Origin of the sequence: Halioxenophilus sp. WMMB6 (genome assembly GCF_033283405.1) — a bacterium.
In the GTDB taxonomy this organism is placed as follows: Bacteria; Pseudomonadota; Gammaproteobacteria; order Pseudomonadales; family Cellvibrionaceae; genus Halioxenophilus.
This window is the reverse complement of record NZ_JAWMQR010000007.1, coordinates 86811-105842: the sequence shown is the minus strand read 5'-3', so window position 1 is coordinate 105842 and position 19032 is coordinate 86811. Positions and strand designations below refer to the sequence as shown.

The following is a 19032-nucleotide window of genomic DNA, read 5'->3' as shown; positions in this document are numbered from 1 at the left end:
ATTTAGTTGGCTATCTACTGGGTTATTGCCGGATGGCCTCAGCATTGGTTGCACAGTATAGTCAAAGGCGAGGGGCGAAACTCACTAAATTTAGTGTTAATTCACTATAAATAGGGCTAAAATCGCCAATTACTGCCAATTAATTAGCTATTTTCACCCAACCTAACAGAATTGACAGCAAAAACCTCCCTATCACCCCAGCACCAGTCACCGCAAAGGGTACCCGCACGATGGAAATGGATCGCACCGATCGCCGTATTCTGGCCGAGCTGCAACGCGATGGCAGCCTCAGTAATCTGGAGCTGGCCGAGCGGGTGGGGCTTTCGCCCTCGCCCTGCGCACGCCGGGTAAAGGCCTTGAAGGAGACCGGCGTAATCGGCAAAACCGTCACCCTGCTCGACCCGAAAGCGCTGGGATTGACGCTCACCGCGCTTATTCACATCAGCATGGATCGCCACACCCCCGATCGCTTTGAACAGTTCGAGCAGGAGGTGGGCCGCTATCCGGAGGTACAGGAGTGCTATCTGATTACCGGCCAGGCGGCCGACTATGTGTTGAAAGTGGTGGTGAAGGATATGGACACCTACCAGCAGTTTCTGCTGGGTAAGCTAACCCGCTTGGAGGGGGTTACCGGTGTGCAGTCCAGCTTTGTCATGCGGCGGGCTAAAGATACCACCGAAATTCCCCTGTAATGTACTATCGCGATCATCCGATCTGCTCCACCTTTTCTCACAAGGAGTTAACCGATGGCCAGCCACCACAAGCTCGACTACGTTGAATTTCCAGCCCACGACCTAACCGCCACCAAAGCATTTTTCAGCCAAGTGTTTGGCTGGCAGTTTCAGGACTACGGCCCCGACTACTGCGCCTTTGCCAAACAGGGTTTGGATGGCGGCTTTTATCGCAGCCCAATGCACTCAAGCAGCCAAAACGGTGCTGCCCTGTTGGTTTTTTACAGTGAAGATTTAAGCAAAACCGAACAGGCAGTCTGCGCCGCGGGTGGCACCATCGTTAAACCGATCTTCGCTTTTCCCGGTGGCCGACGCTTTCATTTCACCGAACCCAGTGGCAACGAATTTGCGGTTTGGTCAGAGGCGGAATAAACAGTTGCAGCCAGCTGCGCACCACCAAGGTGATTTGTTCAACGATTGGAGAGCAAAAGAGTTTAAAAGAAGCTTGATAACAATGGTGCTGGAACCGCTTGCGATGACCAGAAATCACCTCCAATGAAGGTGCTGCTGGCTTAGCCCCCAGGTCTATTTTTTTAACCAGGCCACTACACGTTGATTGTTATGCTTTTTGGCAATCTCCATCGGGGATAAACCAGCTTTACTGGCCTGCAGTAGAGCCCCGTGCTTAATCAGCAATGCAAGAATTTCTACCGTGCCATGACTGCAAGCCCAATGCAGAGGCGTTAAGCCATCAGCGCTAAAACAATTCGGATTGGCACCCTGCCCTAGCAGATAGTCGACCACATCAATGCGACCCCAGCCGCAGGCTCCGTGCAAAGGCGTCTCGTTGATGGAATCGGTCACATTGACATCAATCCCTTTAGCGAGAATTTCTTTCAGGTAATTTACATCGCCAGACCAAGCGGCCGCGTGAAGTTCTGTTTCTGAACATCCATCCGATGCCGAGCTCATCTCAACTGTGCCTTAAACATCAAAACTGAAAATCATGACTCGGCCGGCTCCGCCTGTGCTGGTGTGGCGGAGGCCACCTCAATGCGATCACGGCCGGCCTCTTTTGCTCGGTACATGGCTTTATCCGCCACCGCCAAAATATCGGTGACGGAGTTCTCGCGCTGGCCATTGCACAAACCGCAGGAGAAGGTCACTTTTAATTGCGAATTATTGATAACGGCAGGAATATTGGCCGCTTTCGACTGCAGCTGTTTAATCACCCCCAGTGCCTGCTCCACCTCGGTATGGGGAAACGCAACAATAAACTCCTCACCACCAATACGACCGACGATGTCGGTTTCGCGCAGCGAGTGCTGACAGAGAATGCCAAACGCCTCCAGCACACGGTCACCGGTGGGGTGGCCAAAGTTGTCGTTGATGCTTTTGAAATGGTCCAGGTCCAAAATAGCGACGGCCAATGGGTAGTCATGGCGACGGGCCAGCTTGAGTTGGTTTTCAATCAGCTGCAACACCCGCCGGCGGTTATAAACACCGGTTAACACATCCTGGTGCGCCAGCAGTTCCAACCGCTGGCTGGTCACCCGGCTGCGATAGACGATGTAAACCAAAAAGCAGCAGACCACAAAAATCATCCCCGCCAACAGGCTCAACAGGGCATTGCGGCTCTTCTCCACCTCCAGTTCGGTTTCCGCGACTATCTTCTCTTTGGCCAGCAGTTGATTGCGCCGCTCCTTGGCGTCCAGCTCATATTGGGAACGCAGCTGCAGCAGCTGCTTGGCCGTCTCTTTATTTTGAATGCTTTCACGTAAAGCGATGAGCGACAGCAATATTTCGTAAGCGTTGCGGTAATCTTCCCGACCCGCCGCAATTTTTGCCCGCTGCTCCTGCAACGCCAGATGATGCCAGGGCATGGAATCGATATTGATAATGGCCTCGGCCCGGTCGGCATAGAACTCGGCTAAATCCGGGCGGTTACTGGCTAAATAGACATCCACCAGATATTTACAGCCATTAATTTCCAGGTAGGGGTTTTGCGACTGCTCGGCAATTTTTAAGGTCTCTTTTAATCGATTCTCGGCACGCACCAGGTCACCCGAGCGCAGATCGGTATAGGCCAGCTCCTTTAAGGCGTAGGCCGCACCCTGGCGATCATCGATTTGCAAAGCAATTTGATAGGATTCATCCAGCTGCTGGCGGGCCTGGGGGTAGTTACCCAATTTGTTATTCGCATTACCCATGCCATAGAGGGCAATACTCAACTCACTGCTGATGTCGTGCGCCCGATAGTAACTTTCGGCCTGAGCAAAATAGGGAATCGCCAGTTCATACTCTTTTTGATATTCGTAAACCAGGCCCAGATAACTGGCCACTGAAATGCGGTAATCTTCCCGGTCCAGCTCTTCGGCAATCTGATAAGACTGGTTGAAATCGCGCAGTGCGCCGACATAATCGAGCAGCGAAATTTTCAGTAAGCCACGCATCCTTAGCGAAACAAACAACAGGTGGCGCTGCTGGTTAAATTCCGCCCAAAGAATGGCTTTGTTTAACTCCGGCATGCCTTTAGAGGATTCCCCCAGGGCGTCGAGCGCTTCGGCGCGCACCACTTGAATAGCGTAATAGAGCTGCGGCTGTAGCTGCTCAGCAACCAGTGCCAGCGCCGCTTCACTTTGCTCGAGGGATTTTTGCGGGTAGATTAACGCCAGGTAGGCACCCGCCAGGCAGTAGCGCTTTTCGGCTTGCTGCTCTTTGGTGAGTGTTGCATCGTCCAACGCCAAATATTCGCTGACCACCGCATTGGGGTTGGCAATTAAACGTTCGTCACAATTGCCAAAGGCGGGGGCGAAATCGACCAGAGTGTGATTGCTTGGTGCCTCAATGGCCCAGGCGCTCGCCCACTGCAGGGTGCAACAGCAGAGTGTCAACGCCAACAGCCGGCGCAACAACACAGGGGCAGGTACCACTGGACGCAGAGGTGTAATCAGGGTGTTGTTCATTAATTTTTGCACCGAGACCGCGAGAACCCCTAAGGGGCGCGCTAGATTATCAGTTCTGGCCCGTCACCGCCAAGCACAGCGGGGCACCTGTTTCAACATTCGATGAATAGCGCACATTAGCTCCATTAATCTTGATATCAACTTCCACGACTACCGGAAATTAGCATGACGCGTTCAAAAACAGCAGCACTTTGCCTACGCCATTTGTTACTGATCAATCTGCTCGTCACCGGCCTGGCGCTGGCCGACGCAGAGAACCCAGACCCTTACGCCACCATCACCGAACTGCAACAGCAGGCGTTCACCAGCAGCCAGCTGGTGACTGCTGCCCTGGCCAGGATAGAGACCATCGACCGCAATGGCCCCAAGGTGAACGCCATGATTGAGCTCAACCCGGATGCCTTAGCGATCGCCAAAACCCTCGACGGCCAGCCGCCCCTGGGGGAGCTGTACGGTATCCCCATCGTCCTCAAAGACAACATCGACACCGGCGACAAAATGCTGACCACCGCCGGCAGCCGGGCACTGGCGGACCAACCCGCCGCCAAAGATGCCTTTATCGTCGGCCGGATTCGCCAGGCCGGCGGCGTCGTGCTCGGCAAAACCAATCTCAGCGAGTGGGCCAATTTTCGCTCCAATCAATCGATCAGTGGCTGGAGCGGGCGCGGCGGGCAAACCCGCAACCCCTATGTGTTGGATCGCAGCCCGTGTGGCTCCAGCTCGGGCAGCGCCGTGGCGGTGGCCGCCGGCCTGACACCACTGGCAGTGGGCACCGAAACCGATGGTTCGATTATCTGCCCGGCCTCTATGAACGGTATCGTCGGCATCAAGCCAAGCCTCGGGCTGGTTAGCCGCAGCGGCATTATTCCGCTCTCGCACAGCCAGGATACCGCTGGCCCCATGGCGCGCACGGTGGCCGATGCCGCCCTGCTGTTGAGCGTGCTGGCCGCCGAGGACAGCCAGGACCCGGCCACCCTGGGGGCGCCACAACGCGGTCTCAACTATCGTCAGTTCCTCGATGCCGAGGCCCTGAGCGGCAAACGCATCGGCATTCTCGCCAGCAAAACCGGCCAGCACGCCGGCACCGACCAGGTATTTGACGATGCCCTGGCCACCATTAGCCAGTTGGGGGCGGTGCTGGTTAACGATGTTGAGATCGCCACCTTGAAGGATATCGGCGACCCCGAGTACACCGTTTTACTCTACGATTTCAAACACGACCTCAACCACTACCTCGGCCGGCGTCGCGGGCTGCCGGTGGCCAACCTGAGTGACCTGATCGCCTTTAACCGCCGCCAGGCGAGCGTCGAGATGCCCTGGTTTGGCCAGGATATTTTTCTCGAGGCCCAGAGCAAAGGCGAACTCACCGACGACGAGTATGTTCGGGCGTTGGCCACGGCCAAGCGACTGGCCGGCCCCGAGGGGATTGACGCCACCCTGGAGAAGTACCACCTGGATGCCATCGTCGCCCCCGCCTACACACCCGCCTTTCCCATAGACCCGGTATTGGGCGATGGTTTCATTCTCGGCACCTCAACCGCCGCAGCGGTATCGGGTTACCCAGCCATCACTGTGCCCGCCGGGCGCGTGCATGAGCTGCCGGTGGGAATAGTTCTATTTGCCGAAAAGTGGAGCGAACCGAAACTGATCAGCTTCGCCTACGCCTTTGAACAGAGCCACCAGGGTTGGCAGCCACCAAAATTCATCCCGACACTGGCGCCATAGGATTTTTCCCGGAATTTGTGGTCCTAGGTGATTTTTGGCGGTTTTGCCGGCAGGCAGACCGCCTGCGCTGCGCCAAGCAGTGCCGTTTTATTTGGGCTGCCTTGCAGTTTCCAACAAACTTACCGACGACCCGCAGTCAGGTTGGTAAACTCCAACGGTTAGCGGTATTCAGCAGGACAGACATGGCCAGTTTACGAATTTTGATAGCAGCCGGTATGGCGGTAACACTATTGGCGATGGCGGGTTGTGGCGGCCAGAAACCGAAGCCGGCCGCGGCCACCACCGTGAGCTTCAACCTCAGCTACAACAAGTACTCCGCCAGTAACGAGCGCCTCGGTGAAACCGCCTTCGAAGATGGCCTGCAACTGCTGTTTCGGGTGATCCCCGGAGCCATTTTAGGCAAGCCACCAGAGGCCATTCTGGTGACCGAAAATCCCCATGACGGACAACTGCACCTAACCCTCCCCGCCAATGCCGAGCGTTACGCCCAGCCGTTACAAGCCGAGTCACTGGTGGTCACCCCCGCCGACACCAAGGTGGTGCGCCTGGCCTCCTACCACTCCTACCCCCACTACAGCGAACCGGCCGGAAGTGGCGGCTTTGTCGATCGCAACAGCGGTAACCCACTGGTGCTGGTCTATTTCAGCCAGCCGGTCACCATCAGCGGTATTCTGGAGTTGGATCAGCAGACGTTGGTGCATGAGTTGGAGATTCCCAGTGCCGGCTGGCACTGGTTGGAGCTGGTCAGCGATCAGCCCGAACAGGTGGTGATCAAACGCTATTTCGGGCGCGAGGCGGACATCGAATTCCGCATCATCGCCGAAAATATTATTAGCCTTTAGGGCTGTTGGATAAGCGTGACCATCTCCTCGTGGGTGATGGTCTCGTGGTCGAGCAACGCCGCCACCAAACGCTCCAACTCCGCCTTATGCTCGGCCAGCAAGGCCATGGTTTCGGCTTCAGCCTCAACTAAAATCCGGCGCACTTCATCGTCCAGGGCCTTGGCGGTCTCGTCACTGAACTCCTTGGGCTCGGTCATCTCCCGCCCCAGAAAGGGGTGCTCCTCGCCAACGCTGTAACCCACCGGGCCGATGTTTTTGCCCATGCCCCACTGGCCCACCATTTTATAGGCGAGCTGGGTCGCCTGGCGCAGGTCGTCCGCCGCCCCGGTGCTCACTCCGCCGCAGAGCAGCTGCTCAGCCGCACGGCCACCCATGTAGATCGACAGCTTCTCCAGCAGGAAATCCTGGTTGAGGTTGTGGCGGTCTTCCACGGGTACCTGTTCGGTCATACCCAGCGCCCGCCCACGCGGCACAATGCTGATCTTCTGCACCGGGTCGCTGTGTTCGGCGTAGTGGGCGGTGATAGCGTGGCCGGCTTCATGGCAGGCGATGCGGCGCCGCTCGGAGGGGTTGAGCAGATCGGTGCGCGGTGCGCCCATCATCACCTTGTCGCGGGCGTTGAGAAAATCATCCATGGCGATCGCCTCGCGCCCGGCACTCACCGCCGCCAGCGCCGCCTCATTCACCAGGTTGGCCAGCTCGGCGCCGGAGAAACCCGGTGTGGCCGCGCCAATTGCATCGAAGTCGACATCCGCGGCCAGTTTCTTCTGGCGGCAGTGTACCTGCACAATGGCCGACCGCGCCGCCCGTTGGGGCAGCTCCAAGGTCACCTTGCGGTCGAAACGGCCCGGGCGCAGCAGCGCCGGGTCGAGCACATCCGGCCGGTTGGTGGCGGCCAGCACCACCACCGCCTCCTCCGCCTCGAAGCCGTCCATCTCCGCCAGAATCTGGTTCAAGGTCTGTTCCCGTTCGTCGTTACCACCACCGAGGCCGGTACCGCGCACCCGGCCGACAGAGTCGATCTCGTCGATAAAGATCAGCGCCGGCGCCTCTTTGCGAGCCTGGCTGAACATATCGCGTACACGCGAGGCGCCCACACCGACAAACATCTCAATAAATTCCGATCCACTCACCGAAAAAAAAGGCACTCCCGCCTCGTTGGCGGTGGCTCGGGCGAGCATCGTTTTACCGGTACCGGGGGCGCCCATCATTAAAATGCCCTTGGGCATGTGCGCATCCAGCGCGCGGAATTTTTCCGGGTTTTTCAGATATTCAATTATCTCCTGCAGATCCTGTTTGGCCGTTTCCAGGCCGGCAATATCCTCGTAGTGCGGGCCACCGTGGTTGTTCTCAAAACGCCGGGCGCGGGAGCGGCCAAATCCGTAGAGGCCACCACCGGCACCATTGCCCAACCGATTTTGCAGCGCACGGCTGCTCCAAACAAAAAAGCCGATAATTAATATCCACGGTAAAAAACCGGCGACCAGCTGTGCCCAAAAGGGAACAGCATCGGTTTCGGTCACAATCTTTACCTCGTGCTCGAGCATTAAATCGAGCAGCCGCTCATTTTCCAGTTGCGGAATCACTACCTGAAAATCGACACGAGTGCGAGCAGTGTCGCTGTCATTATTGCTGTAGCGTCCGCGAATGTGATCACCTTTAATAATCACTTCGCGCACCTCACCGGCTTTTATCTGGTCGACAAAATCGGAGTAGGCCAAATTAGCAATGGGCCCGGGTAACACCACTTTGACCAGGTAATAAACGGAGAAGGCCATCAACATTAATGGCAGCCATTGAGGCCAAAGATTTTCGGGTTTGCTGGGTGCGGTTTCAGCCATAGTGGTAGATCTGGTTCAGCTCATTCAAAATTGCCAACCAACGCCGCTGGAAAAAAATCAGATCGCTTTTATTGTGGTCTGATAATCTGGCGCCGGGTGGCCGTTGATGTAAGTCAGCACGATAACAACACCAAGCTGCACAATAAACAGAAAGATCATTGCAACCGGGGATTTCATGGGTCAACGAAAATTAATAATTGCCTTAGTGATTGCTGCCATCGTCATTCTCGCCTTGTGGCGGCCCTGGCAGGAACACCCGATAGCTGTGTTTAGCGTGGTGGTGGATCAGGGGCTGGTGGAGGCGACCGCCGCCAACACCCGTACAGGGACTGTGAAGGCCTGTCGCCGTTCTAAATTATCCATGCCCACCGGCGGTACCGTGGCCGACCTGCTGGTGGATGAGGGTGACCACGTCGAGGGCAATCAGCTGCTGCTGGAGTTGTGGAACCGCGACAAGCAGGCGCTGGTCGACCAGGCCGAACAACAGCTGCTGGCCCTGCAGGAGCAGGAGAGCAGCACCTGCCTCACCGCCGATTTAAAAGAGCGCGAAGCCAAACGGCTGGAACAGCTGCTCGATAAAAAACTCACCTCCGAAGATAAGGTCGACGCCGCCCGCACCGATGCCGACAGCCATCGCTTGGCCTGCTCCGCCTCCCGCCACCAGTGCCAGGTAGCCAGAGCCACTCTCGATCAATTCCAGGCACAGCTCGAACTCACCCAGCTGCGCGCCCCCTTTGCCGGCATCATCGCTGAAATTAACGGCGAGGTGGGCGAGTACATCACCCCCTCGCCACCGGGTATTCCCACCCCGGCTGCCATCGATCTGATCGACTACAGCTGCCTCTACGTGACCGCCCCCATCGATGAGATCGACGCCGGCGCGGTGACTGTTGGCTTGCCGGCGCGGGTGACGCTGGACGCCTTTCGCGGTATCACCTTGAACGGTACCGTTTCGCGTATTGCCCCCTATGTACTCGACCTGGAAAAGCAGGCGCGCACGGTGGATGTCGATGTCACCCTCGATGCCGTGCCCGAAGCGGTGCATCTGTTGGTCGGCTACAGCGCCGACATCACCATTATTCTGCAAGCCAAGGCGTCGGTTGTACGCCTGCCCAGTGAAGCCATCCTCTCCGACAACAGCGTCTGGCTGATCGACAAAAACAACCGCCTGCATCGCCAGCCGATCACCACCGGCCTCAGCAACTGGACCTACACCGAAGTTACCAGCGGTTTGCAGGCCGGCGACCGGGTGGTGCGCAGCCCCGACCTACCCAACCTGGCCGAGGGCCGGCTAACGGTCGCCCACGGTGATTAAACTCGAGGGGGTTAACAAAACCTTCGTCCTGGGCGAACAGCCGGTGCACGCCTTGGTTGACATCAACCTGAGCGTGGCGGCCGGGGAGTACCTCTCGGTGATGGGCCCTTCCGGCTCGGGTAAGTCGACCCTGCTCAATATGCTGGGCCTGCTTGACCGGCCCGACTCCGGCGAATACTGGCTGAAGGAGACCGCCACCCGCACCCTCTCCGAGGTGGCCCGGGCCCAACTGCGCAGCCAGTGGATCGGCTTTGTCTTCCAGGCCTACCACCTGGTGCCCCGCCTCACCGGCCTGGAGAATATCGAATTGCCGATGATGCTGGCCGGGGTACCCGCCAAAGAACGGCGCCGCCTGGCCACCGCCGCCATGGAGCGGCTCGGCATCGCCGACCGCGCCCAGCATCTGCCCAAGCAGCTCTCCGGCGGCCAGCGCCAACGGGTGGCCCTGGCGCGGGCAATTGTGCGCAAGCCGGCCCTGCTCCTGGCCGATGAACCCACCGGCAACCTCGACAGCCACTCCGGCGCTGAGGTGGTCAAGCTGCTGGAGGAGCTCAACGGCGACGGCATCACCCTGCTGGTGGTCACCCACGACGCCGCCCTCGGTGCCCGCGCCCGCCGCCGCATTAAAATGGTCGATGGCGCCATTGTTGAAGACCTTCAGGGCGCCGGCCCATGAGCCTGCGCGACTACCTGATGTTCAGCTGGCAGGCGCTGGCGCGCACCCGCTTTAAAAGCGCCATGATCCTGCTGGCCATGGCCTTTGCCGTGGCCTCGGTGGTGACCCTCACCGCCCTCGGCGAGGGGGCCAAGCGCTATGTGCTGGCGCAGTTCAGTTTTCTGGGGGCCGACGTGCTGGTGATGTTCCCCGGCCGCAATGAGACCACCGGCGGCCTGCCACCGGTCACCGGTGCCGCCGCCCGTAACATCACCCTGGAGGAGATGTTCTACCTCGACCAGCGCTTAAGTTCGGTAGCGGCGGTGGCACCGGTGGTGGTGGGCAGTGCCGAGGTGGCCTTTGGCAGCCTGTCGCGGGAGGTGATAGTACTCGGCACCACCGATACCTTTATCGCCATTCGCGAAATGGAGCTCGCCCTCGGCCACGGCCTTAACATTACCGATATCCGCCGCGGCAATAACGACTGTCTGCTTGGCGAAACACTGCGCCAGGCGCTGTTCGGTAACCAGCCGGTGATCGGCCGGATTGTGCGCGTGCAGGATTATCGCTGCCGGGTGGTGGGCGTTTTGGCCGGCACCGGCGACGCCTTTGGCATGGACCTGAGCGACAGCCTGGTGCTGCCCGTGGCCTCCGCCCAGCGGCTGTTCAACACCGAGGCGCTGTTTCGCGTGCTGCTGCAGATGCAACCCGGCACCAACCTCGAGCGCGCCAAGGCACAGATTCTGACCCTGATGACCGAACTGCATCAGGGCGAACTCGACGTCACCCTGGTCAGCCCGGATGCCCTGCTCAGCACCTTTGGCGACATTCTCAACGCCATGACCCTGGGCGTGGCTGCCATCGCCAGCATCAGCCTGCTGGTGGCCGGGCTGCTGATTATGAACATCACCCTCATCACCGTTACCCAGCGCACCCAGGAGATCGGCCTGCTCAAGGCGCTGGGCGCCTCCTCCGGCCAGGTGCTGCGCCTGTTTCTGCTGGAGGCGCTGATTTTAGCGGCGCTGGGCTCGCTGATTGGCCTGGTTGCCGGCTTCGCCCTGGTGCTGATCGGCAACCACTGGTTTAGCGGCGCCCAGTTTCAACCACCGCTGTGGGCGCTGCTGATGGCGGTGTCGGTGGCGTTGATCACCAGCCAACTCTTCTCCTGGCTGCCGGCGCGCCGGGCCAGCCACCTGGCGCCGGTAGTGGCGCTGCAGAACCGGAGCTGACCATGCAACTGGGCGATGCTTTCCTGTGGGTGGCCAAGGCGGTCTTTAGTCAGCGCCAGCGCAGCCTGTTGACCATTCTCGGCATCGCCATCGGCATCACCGCGGTCACCCTGCTCACCTCCATTGGCGAGGGGCTGCGCCTCTACCTGTTGGAGAGCTTCTCCCAATTTGGCACCCGCATCATTGCCGTCACCCCGGGGCGGGTCACCACCCAGGGCATGGCCGGCATGCTCAGCTCGGTAAAACCGCTCACCGTTGACGACGCCCAATCCCTGCGACGCCTGCCCTACGTCACCGCCGTGGTGCCCCTGGTGAGCGGCACCGCCCGGGTGGAGGCCGGCTCGCTGGGCCGCGACACCAACGTTATCGGCGCCAACCACGAGGCTGCCCGCGCCTGGCAGATGGCCGTCGCTCAGGGCCGCTTCCTGCCCGACGACGACCCGGTGGCCGCCCGTGCCTACGCCGTGATCGGCGCCAAACTGAAGCAGGAGCTGTTTCGCGAACAGAACCCCCTAGGACAGCTGATCCGTGTGGGCGGTAACCGCTACCGGGTGATTGGCGTGATGGAGTCCAAGGGCCAGATGCTCGGCTTCGACCTCGACGATGTGGTCTACATCCCCACCGGCCGGGGGTTGCAGCTGTTCGACCGGGAGAGCCTGATGGAGGTGGATGTGGTGTTTGGGCCGGAGATCAGCAGCAGCGAGATCGGCCAGCGTATTCGCCAAAGCCTGAGCAGCCGCCACGGCCGCGAGGATTTCACCCTCTTTACCCAGGAGGATATGTTATCCAGCCTGGACAGCATCCTCTCCTTCCTCACCCTGGCCGTGGCGGGGCTGGGCAGCATCTCGCTGTTTGTCGGCGCGGTGGGGGTACTCACCATCATGATCACCGCCTTGAAGGAGCGCACCCCGGAGATTGGCCTGCTGCGCGCCCTCGGCGCCCGCCGGCTGCAGATCCTGCTGCTGTTTTTGGGTGAGGCGGTGGTGCTGGCCGGCAGCGGCGGCGTGGCCGGCATTGCTATTGCCGTCAGCCTGGTGGGCGCGGCGCTGTTGGCGGTACCCAGCCTGCCCCTGGCCATCAACCTGGGCTACCTGCTGCTGGCCCTGCTGCTCTCGATGGTGATCGGTCTACTGGCCGGTATTATCCCGGCACTGCATGCCGCCCGCTTAGACCCGATTGAGGCGCTTCGCGATGAGTAACGCCAAGCGCCATTCGCGCTGGCAGACTTGAGGATTGGCGGCGCCACCCCCATCTTTAACAGCACAATTTATAGGGCCTAAATTCATTCACAACCGACGCAATCACCTAGCCCCACGAATTCACCGATTGATGCACAGGCGCAAGCACTATGGAGTTTAAAGACTACTACAAGATACTCGGCGTCGACGAAGCCGCCGATGACAAGGCCATCAAATCCGCCTACCGCAAACTGGCCCGGCAGTACCACCCCGATGTCAGCACCGAAAACCAGGCGGAGGAGAAGTTCAAAGAGGTCACCGAAGCCTACGAGGTGTTAAAAAGCCCGGAGAAGCGCGCAGAATACGACGAGCTGCGCAAATATGGCCAGGGCGGCCGCTTTCAACCACCGCCGGGGTGGCAGTCGGCCGGTGGCGGCGATGGCTACTACGAGGGCGATTTTTCCGAGTTTTTCAGTTCGATTTTTGGCAACCGTGGTGGCGATGCCGGCTTTGGCGGCTTTCAACGCGGTGCTGGCGGTGGCCGCAGCTACGCCATCAAGGGTGAGGATATCGAAACCGAACTGCCCATCTTCCTGGAAGACACCTTAAGCGAAGAGTCTAAGACCATCGAGTACCACCTGCCCCAGGTCGATGCTCAGGGCCGGCGGGTGAAGGTGGCGAAAACCTTGAAGGTGAAAATCCCCGCAGGGGTCAGTGATGGCGAGCGAATCCGCCTGAAAAACCAGGGCGGCCCGGGTTACAATGGCGGCGCCAACGGCGACCTCTACCTGCGTATCCGGCTGGTGCCGCACCCACTGTTCGATGTGCAGGGCCACAATCTGTTGGTGACCGTCCCCATCGCCCCCTGGGAGGCGGTGCTCGGTGCCAAAATTGTGGTACCCACTCTGGAAGGCAAGGTCAATATCACCGTGCCGGCCAACTCACAGGCAGGGCAAAAATTGCGAATTAAAGGCAAGGGGCTGCAAACCAAAACCGGCCGCGCCGATCTCTTCGCCGTACTGAAAATTGTGGTACCCGCCAGCAGCGATGCCGCCGCCCAGGCCCAGTGGCAGGCGCTGCAGGAGGCCTCACAATTTAATCCTCGCGCCGATTGGCAATAGTGGTGACAACTAATGACCGAGCAAATTATCTATTTCAGTTTGGAACAGTTCAGCCAGCAGGTACCCCTGGCGCCGGAACATATTGTCGAAATTGTGCACCTGGGCATTGTCGAACCCGCCGGGCGCGAACAGCGCAACTGGCAGTTTGATATCGATATGTTGGCCACCGCGCGCCAGGCCTGGCGCCTGCACCGTCAGTTGGAGATCGACTGGCCCGGTGTTGCACTAGCGATGCAACTGCTGCAACAAATTGATGATCTCAAACGTGAAAACGAGCGCCTGCGCGCGCAGTTACGGCGCTTTATTGTTATCGATTAATTGTCGTCAAAACGCTTAATTTCCCGCAAAAAACGCCGGCCTGATTTTAACGCCTCAATCTGTTAGAATGGTCGGCGTTTTACTTTCAATGATTGGCCTAGGATATTCCGAAGCCTGTTTGTTAGCATTTTTTTGTTTCTCCTGTAACAAATTGTTAATGGGCATGGGTAATAAAATTCATAAATACCTGCTTCGTTACACTGCGCACTAGTTATAGCGCCCCCTTGGCTAGTCATACGTTGGACCGGCGTTTTCCGCCGGAAAACAACGGCACACTGAAGTGTCGGTGAGTTTTACTCACACGAGCTCGGCGTCAATTCGGTTAAATAATTTTCCGCTCTTGTGTCGAACCCCGATGAATGTCTGAGGGCTTATAGAATTTATTTTCTGAGCCTTCAGCAACAACAAAAAGGTCGAAACAGTAACCATTATGTGCGGTATCTGCGGCGAAATTCGATTCAACAACCACCTCCCCTCCGTTAGTGCGGTCGAACGTATGGCAGAAAAACTGGTGCCTCGCGGGCCAGATGCGGGCGGCATCTTTGCGCAAAGTAATATGGTGTTTGGTCACCGACGCCTGAAAATTATTGATTTAAGCGAGCACGCCCAACAGCCGATGCACGATCCGGCCCTGGGTCTTACCCTGGCCTTTAACGGCTGTATCTACAACTATCAGGAGCTGCGCGCCGAGCTGCAGCAACTGGGCTATCAGTTTTTCTCCACCGGTGATTCCGAGGTGATCCTCAAGGCTTACCACGCCTGGGGCAGCGACTGCGTGCAGCGCTTTAACGGCATGTTTGCCTTTGCCATTCACCACCGCGACAGCGGCAAGGTGGTGATGGCGCGCGACCGTTTTGGTATCAAACCTCTCTACCTGGCGGAGATCGACGGCGGCCTGCGTTTCGCTTCCTCCCTGCCGTCCATATTGGCCAGCGGCGGCATCAACACCGATATCGACCCGGTGGCCCTGCACCACTATCTGCAGTGGCACGCGGTAGTGCCGCCACCGCTGACGCTGTTGCAGGGGGTACGCAAGCTGCCACCGGCCACGGTGCGCGAAATAGAGGCCAACGGCGACACCCGCGAATACCGCTACTGGTCGCTGACCATGGGGCCAGTGGGCGACGACCCCAACAAAACTGAAGCCGATTGGCAGGCGGAACTGCTGGCGGTGATGCGACGCTCGGTGGCGCGCCGCTCCATCGCCGATGTGCCGGTGGGCGTGCTGCTCTCCGGCGGCCTCGACTCCAGCCTGATCGTCGGCCTGCTGGCCGAGCAGGGGCAGACTGACCTGCACACCTTCTCGGTGGGCTTTGAAGCCGCCGGCGGTGAGTCCGGCGATGAGTTCAAATACTCCGACATCATCGCCCGCCACTACGACACCGACCACCACCAGATTCGCGTGCCCTCAAGCCGCCTGCTCGATACCCTGCCGGAGACCTTCAAGGCGATGAGCGAGCCGATGGTGAGCTACGACAATGTCGGTTTCTTTCTGCTCTCGCACGAGGTCTCCAAACACCTGAAGGTGGTGCAGAGCGGCCAGGGCGCCGACGAGGTCTTTGGCGGCTACCACTGGTACCCGCCGATGGTGGCCAGCGACGATGCCGTGGCCACCTACCGCCAGCACTTTTTTGATCGCTCGGAAGAGGAGTACGCGCAGACGGTGACCGCGCGCTTCCTGCACGAGGACTACAGCCAGCAGTTTGTGCACAACTACTTCCACCAGCTGCAAACCCCCAACGCGGTCGACAAGGCCCTGCACATCGACACCAATGTGATGCTGGTCGACGACCCGGTAAAGAGGGTTGATAACATGACCATGGCCTGGGGCCTGGAGGCGCGGGTGCCGTTTCTCGATCACGAGGTGGTGGAGCTGGCCGCGCGCATTCCCGCAGAGCTGAAAATTCAGCAGGGTGGCAAACACATTTTGAAAGAGGTGGCGCGCAAGATTATCCCCAACGCCGTCATCGACCGGCCCAAGGGCTACTTCCCTGTGCCGGCCCTGAAATACATCGAAGGGCCCTATCTGGAGTTTGTGCGCGGCTACCTCGACAGCGACACCGCCCGCCAGCGCGATCTGTTTCAGCGCCCCTATCTGGATAGTCTGATGGCCGCCCCCCGGGATCACATCACTCCCCTGCGCGGCTCCAAACTTTGGCAGGTGGCCATGTTGGAGATGTGGCTGCAAACACACGGTATCTGACCATGACCAAGCAATCACCCACTACCGACGAGCGCGGCCACAAACACCACGATCCGATGGACCCTTCGGTGATGGCCTCGCTCAAGCACTGGGGCGACCCGCTCACCGACCCCACTGACGAGCCCATGGCTAAAGAGGTGGCGCTGGACTGTGGCTGGGGGCGGCTGCTGTTTGGCCAAACCTTTCAAAACCCGCAGACCGTGGCCGAGATTCTACGCCGCGAAAAGCGCGATCAGCGCGACATCGCCCTCTACGTGCGCGACCCGAATCTGATTCTCGCCTGCGCCCCTCAAGAGCTCTTCCTCGACCCGTCGCTCACCTATCGGCTCGACTTTCGCCACTACCAGCCGCGCCCGGATCAGCCCCAGGCGGTGCGCATCCGGGCCATTAACGAGCACGACAATCAGCGCGACATCGACCGGCTCTATAAGGTGCACAACATGGTGCCCGCCTACGACGGCTTCTACAGCAAGTTGAAGGAGATACCGGCGATCACCATGCTGGTGGCCGAGGATGTCAGCACCGGTGACATTATCGGCGCCGTTACCGGTGTCGACCATCGCCTGGCCATCAACGACCCGGACAACGGCTGCAGCCTGTGGGCGCTGGTGGCCGACCCGCAGGCCCAGATTCCTGCCGTGGGCGAGTGGCTGACCCGGGCACTGGTCGAGAAGCTGCAGGCCGATGGCCGCGACTTTATGGATCTGTCGGTGATGCACAACAACACCAAGGCGATCCGCCTTTATGAGCGCCTGGGTTTCAAGCAGGTGCCGGTGTACTGCATCAAGAAGAAAAACTCCATCAACGAGCGCTGGTTCGTCGGCGAGGACCCGGAAGAGGGTCTTAACATCTACGCCAAAATTATCACCATGGAGGCGCGTAGGCGCGGCATTGGCGTTGAAATCCTCGACGCTGAAGGTGGCTTCTTCAAACTCACCCTGGGTGGCCGCTCGATCACCTGCCGGGAATCCCTGAGCGAACTGACCAGCGCCATCGCCATGAGCCGCTGTGACGACAAGGCTGTTACCCGCCGGGTGTTGGAGCACGAAGGGCTGCGCGTGCCCGAGCAGATCACCTCGGAAGATGCCGACACCGTGGCCACCTTCCTCAACCGCCACCACCGGGTGGTGGTGAAACCCGCGCGCGGCGAACAGGGGCGCGGTATCAAGGTGGGCTTGACCAAACTCGATGAGGTGCACGAGGCCATCTGTGAGGCCGCCAACTACAGTGACAAGGTGCTGCTGGAAGAGTGCGTCGACGGCGATGACCTGCGCATTATCGTTATCGACTACCAGGTGGTGGCCGCCGCTGTACGCCGGCCGCCCTATGTTATTGGCAATGGCCGTGAAACCGTGGCCGAGCTGGTGTCGGCACTCAGCCAACGTCGCGCTGCTGCCACCCACGGTGAGAGCACCATCCCGGTCGATAGCGAGACCGCCCGCTGTGTGCGCCAGGCCGGTTTTGAGCTCGACGATGTGCTCCCCAGTGGCGAGCGTGTGAAAGTGCGCTCCACCGCCAACCTGCACACCGGTGGTACCATTCACGACGTGACACCGCAGCTGCACCCGGTACTGATCACCGCCGCCCGGCGCGCGGCTCGAGCCCTGCACATTCCCGTGGTAGGCTTGGACTTTTTGGTGCCTAGCGTGAGCGGCCCGGACTATGTGATCATCGAAGCCAATGAGCGCCCCGGGCTCGCCAACCATGAGCCACAACCCACCGTAGAACGCTTTGTCGATCTGCTGTTTCCCCATACCAAAAGCGTCCACAGTGATTCGGAAGAGTAATGCAATTAGCGATAGACCATGAGTACCTGCAGCAGACACTGCACACGCTGCTCGCCACCCCCAGCCCCTCGGGCATGACCGACGAAGTGGTGCGCCTGGTGTGTGCCGAGCTGGAGAAGCTTGGCATCCACTACGAACTGACCCGGCGCGGCGCTATTCGCGCCACCATTCCCGGCCAGCAGTCATCACCCCGGCGTGCCATCGCCGCCCACCTCGACACCCTGGGCGCCATGGTCAAGGGCTTAAAACGCAATGGCCGCCTGCGCGTGGTGCCCATCGGTCACTGGAACGCCCGCTTCGCCGAGGGCGCCCGGGTCAAGATTCACTGTGACAACGGCACCGTCCTGAACGGCACCATTCTGCCCCTCAAGGCCTCCGGCCATACCTACAACAAAGAGATCGACAGCCAGCCATCGGCCTGGGACAACCTGGAGATCCGCGTCGACGAAACCAGCGTCTCGGTCGATCAGCTCTGGGAAACCGGTGTCCGGGTGGGGGATTTTGTCTCCGTCGACAGCCAGCCGGAATTTAACGAAAACGGCTTTGTTAATGCCCGTCACCTGGACGACAAAGCCGGCGTCACCAGTATTTTGGCGGCGGCGAAGGCGCTGCTCGACAGCGGCCAAAAACCGGTGCTCGATTGCCACCTGCTGTTTACCATCTCAGAAGAGGTGGGTGTCGGCGCTTCGCACATTCTGCACGGCGAGGTGGCCGAGATGGTCTCGGTCGATAACGGCACCATCGCCCCCGATCAGAACACCTGTGAATTTGGCGCGACCATCGCCATGCAGGACTCCAGCGGCCCGTTTGATCGGCACCTGACCAAACACCTGATCTACCTCTGCCAGCGCGCCGAGATCGAATTTTCCCGCGATGTGTTTCTCTACTATCGCAGCGATGCCGCCGCCGCGCTGGAGGCCGGTAATGATATTCGCACGGCGCTGGTCTGTTTTGCCTTGGATGCCTCCCACGGTTGGGAACGTTCGCATCTGCGTTCACTCTCCGCCGTCGCGCAGCTGCTGGCGCAGTACATGCTTTCACAACCGCTGTTTGGCGAGCACGAAAATGTGATCGGCAACGATCAGGATTACCCGCTCATCTCTTCCAGCGAACGCATGCGTTTCTGATGGGCAAACGCTAGTGAACAGCCTGCATTTGCCGCGGTTGTTCACTGGCCTAAT

Annotated in this window: 16 protein-coding genes; 13 read left to right on the top strand and 3 right to left on the bottom strand. The window is 59.4% G+C overall.

Features of this window, described 5'->3' with window-relative positions; genetic code table 11:
* The first annotated feature begins 230 nt into the window (after window positions 1–230).
* Both SBL51_RS16405 and SBL51_RS16400 read left to right on the top strand, forming a co-directional pair.
* Entirely contained in the window at window positions 231–692 is a 462-nt protein-coding gene (locus SBL51_RS16405; protein WP_317932174.1) for an Lrp/AsnC family transcriptional regulator, read from the top strand.
* A 54-nt stretch (window positions 693–746) separates the two neighbouring features.
* Window positions 747–1103 carry a VOC family protein gene (locus SBL51_RS16400; RefSeq protein WP_317932173.1) on the top strand — a complete coding sequence of 119 codons (357 nt, stop codon included), beginning with the start codon at window positions 747–749 and terminating at the stop codon, window positions 1101–1103.
* Between the two features lie 153 nt (window positions 1104–1256).
* Here SBL51_RS16400 and SBL51_RS16395 read toward each other — a convergent pair whose 3' ends face one another.
* Window positions 1257–1643 (bottom strand): ankyrin repeat domain-containing protein, encoded by a 387-nt coding sequence (locus SBL51_RS16395; RefSeq protein ID WP_317932172.1) that lies wholly within the window; start codon window positions 1641–1643, stop codon window positions 1257–1259.
* A gap of 32 nt (window positions 1644–1675) precedes the next feature.
* Window positions 1676–3637: a tetratricopeptide repeat-containing diguanylate cyclase gene (locus SBL51_RS16390; RefSeq protein WP_317932171.1), complete on the bottom strand. Its 1962-nt coding sequence runs from the start codon at window positions 3635–3637 to the stop codon at window positions 1676–1678.
* Window positions 3638–3802: 165 nt separating this feature from the next.
* Here SBL51_RS16390 and SBL51_RS16385 point away from each other — a divergent pair, with 165 nt between their 5' ends.
* Window positions 3803–5362 (top strand): amidase, encoded by a 1560-nt coding sequence (locus tag SBL51_RS16385; RefSeq protein ID WP_317932170.1) that lies wholly within the window; start codon window positions 3803–3805, stop codon window positions 5360–5362.
* Window positions 5363–5544: 182 nt separating this feature from the next.
* Complete coding sequence (locus SBL51_RS16380; RefSeq protein WP_317932169.1) at window positions 5545–6204, top strand: hypothetical protein; 660 nt, start codon at window positions 5545–5547, stop codon at window positions 6202–6204.
* Here SBL51_RS16380 and ftsH read toward each other — a convergent pair.
* On the bottom strand, window positions 6201–8045 hold the full coding sequence (ftsH, locus tag SBL51_RS16375; protein WP_317932168.1) for an ATP-dependent zinc metalloprotease FtsH: 1845 nt from the start codon (window positions 8043–8045) through the stop codon (window positions 6201–6203). The genes SBL51_RS16380 and ftsH overlap by 4 nt on opposite strands.
* Before the next feature lie 175 nt (window positions 8046–8220).
* Here ftsH and SBL51_RS16370 point away from each other — a divergent pair, with 175 nt between their 5' ends.
* The 9 genes from SBL51_RS16370 (at window position 8221) to SBL51_RS16330 (ending at window position 18978) form a co-directional block, all read left to right on the top strand.
* A complete protein-coding gene (locus SBL51_RS16370; protein ID WP_317932167.1) occupies window positions 8221–9360 on the top strand; it encodes an efflux RND transporter periplasmic adaptor subunit in 1140 nt (379 codons plus the stop codon).
* Window positions 9353–10036, top strand: a complete 684-nt coding sequence (locus SBL51_RS16365) for an ABC transporter ATP-binding protein (protein WP_317932166.1) — start codon at window positions 9353–9355, stop codon at window positions 10034–10036. Before SBL51_RS16370 ends, SBL51_RS16365 begins: the two co-directional genes overlap by 8 nt.
* A complete protein-coding gene (locus SBL51_RS16360) occupies window positions 10033–11244 on the top strand; it encodes an ABC transporter permease (protein ID WP_317932165.1) in 1212 nt (403 codons plus the stop codon). Before SBL51_RS16365 ends, SBL51_RS16360 begins: the two co-directional genes overlap by 4 nt.
* Window positions 11245–11246: 2 nt before the next feature.
* The gene (locus SBL51_RS16355; protein ID WP_317932164.1) at window positions 11247–12443 is read left to right on the top strand and encodes an ABC transporter permease; all 1197 of its coding nucleotides are present in this window, start codon (window positions 11247–11249) and stop codon (window positions 12441–12443) included.
* A 149-nt stretch (window positions 12444–12592) separates the two neighbouring features.
* The gene (locus SBL51_RS16350) at window positions 12593–13543 is read left to right on the top strand and encodes a DnaJ C-terminal domain-containing protein (protein ID WP_317932163.1); all 951 of its coding nucleotides are present in this window, start codon (window positions 12593–12595) and stop codon (window positions 13541–13543) included.
* A gap of 12 nt (window positions 13544–13555) precedes the next feature.
* Window positions 13556–13861, top strand: coding sequence for a chaperone modulator CbpM (locus SBL51_RS16345; protein WP_317932162.1), 306 nt, complete (start codon window positions 13556–13558; stop codon window positions 13859–13861).
* A 430-nt stretch (window positions 13862–14291) separates the two neighbouring features.
* Window positions 14292–16064, top strand: coding sequence for an N-acetylglutaminylglutamine amidotransferase (locus SBL51_RS16340; RefSeq protein WP_317932161.1), 1773 nt, complete (start codon window positions 14292–14294; stop codon window positions 16062–16064).
* 2 nt (window positions 16065–16066) lie between these two features.
* Window positions 16067–17851 carry an N-acetylglutaminylglutamine synthetase gene (ngg, locus tag SBL51_RS16335; RefSeq protein ID WP_317932160.1) on the top strand — a complete coding sequence of 595 codons (1785 nt, stop codon included), beginning with the start codon at window positions 16067–16069 and terminating at the stop codon, window positions 17849–17851.
* Window positions 17851–18978, top strand: coding sequence for an osmoprotectant NAGGN system M42 family peptidase (locus tag SBL51_RS16330; RefSeq protein WP_317932159.1), 1128 nt, complete (start codon window positions 17851–17853; stop codon window positions 18976–18978). Before ngg ends, SBL51_RS16330 begins: the two co-directional genes overlap by 1 nt.
* The last annotated feature ends 54 nt before the right edge of the window (window positions 18979–19032 follow it).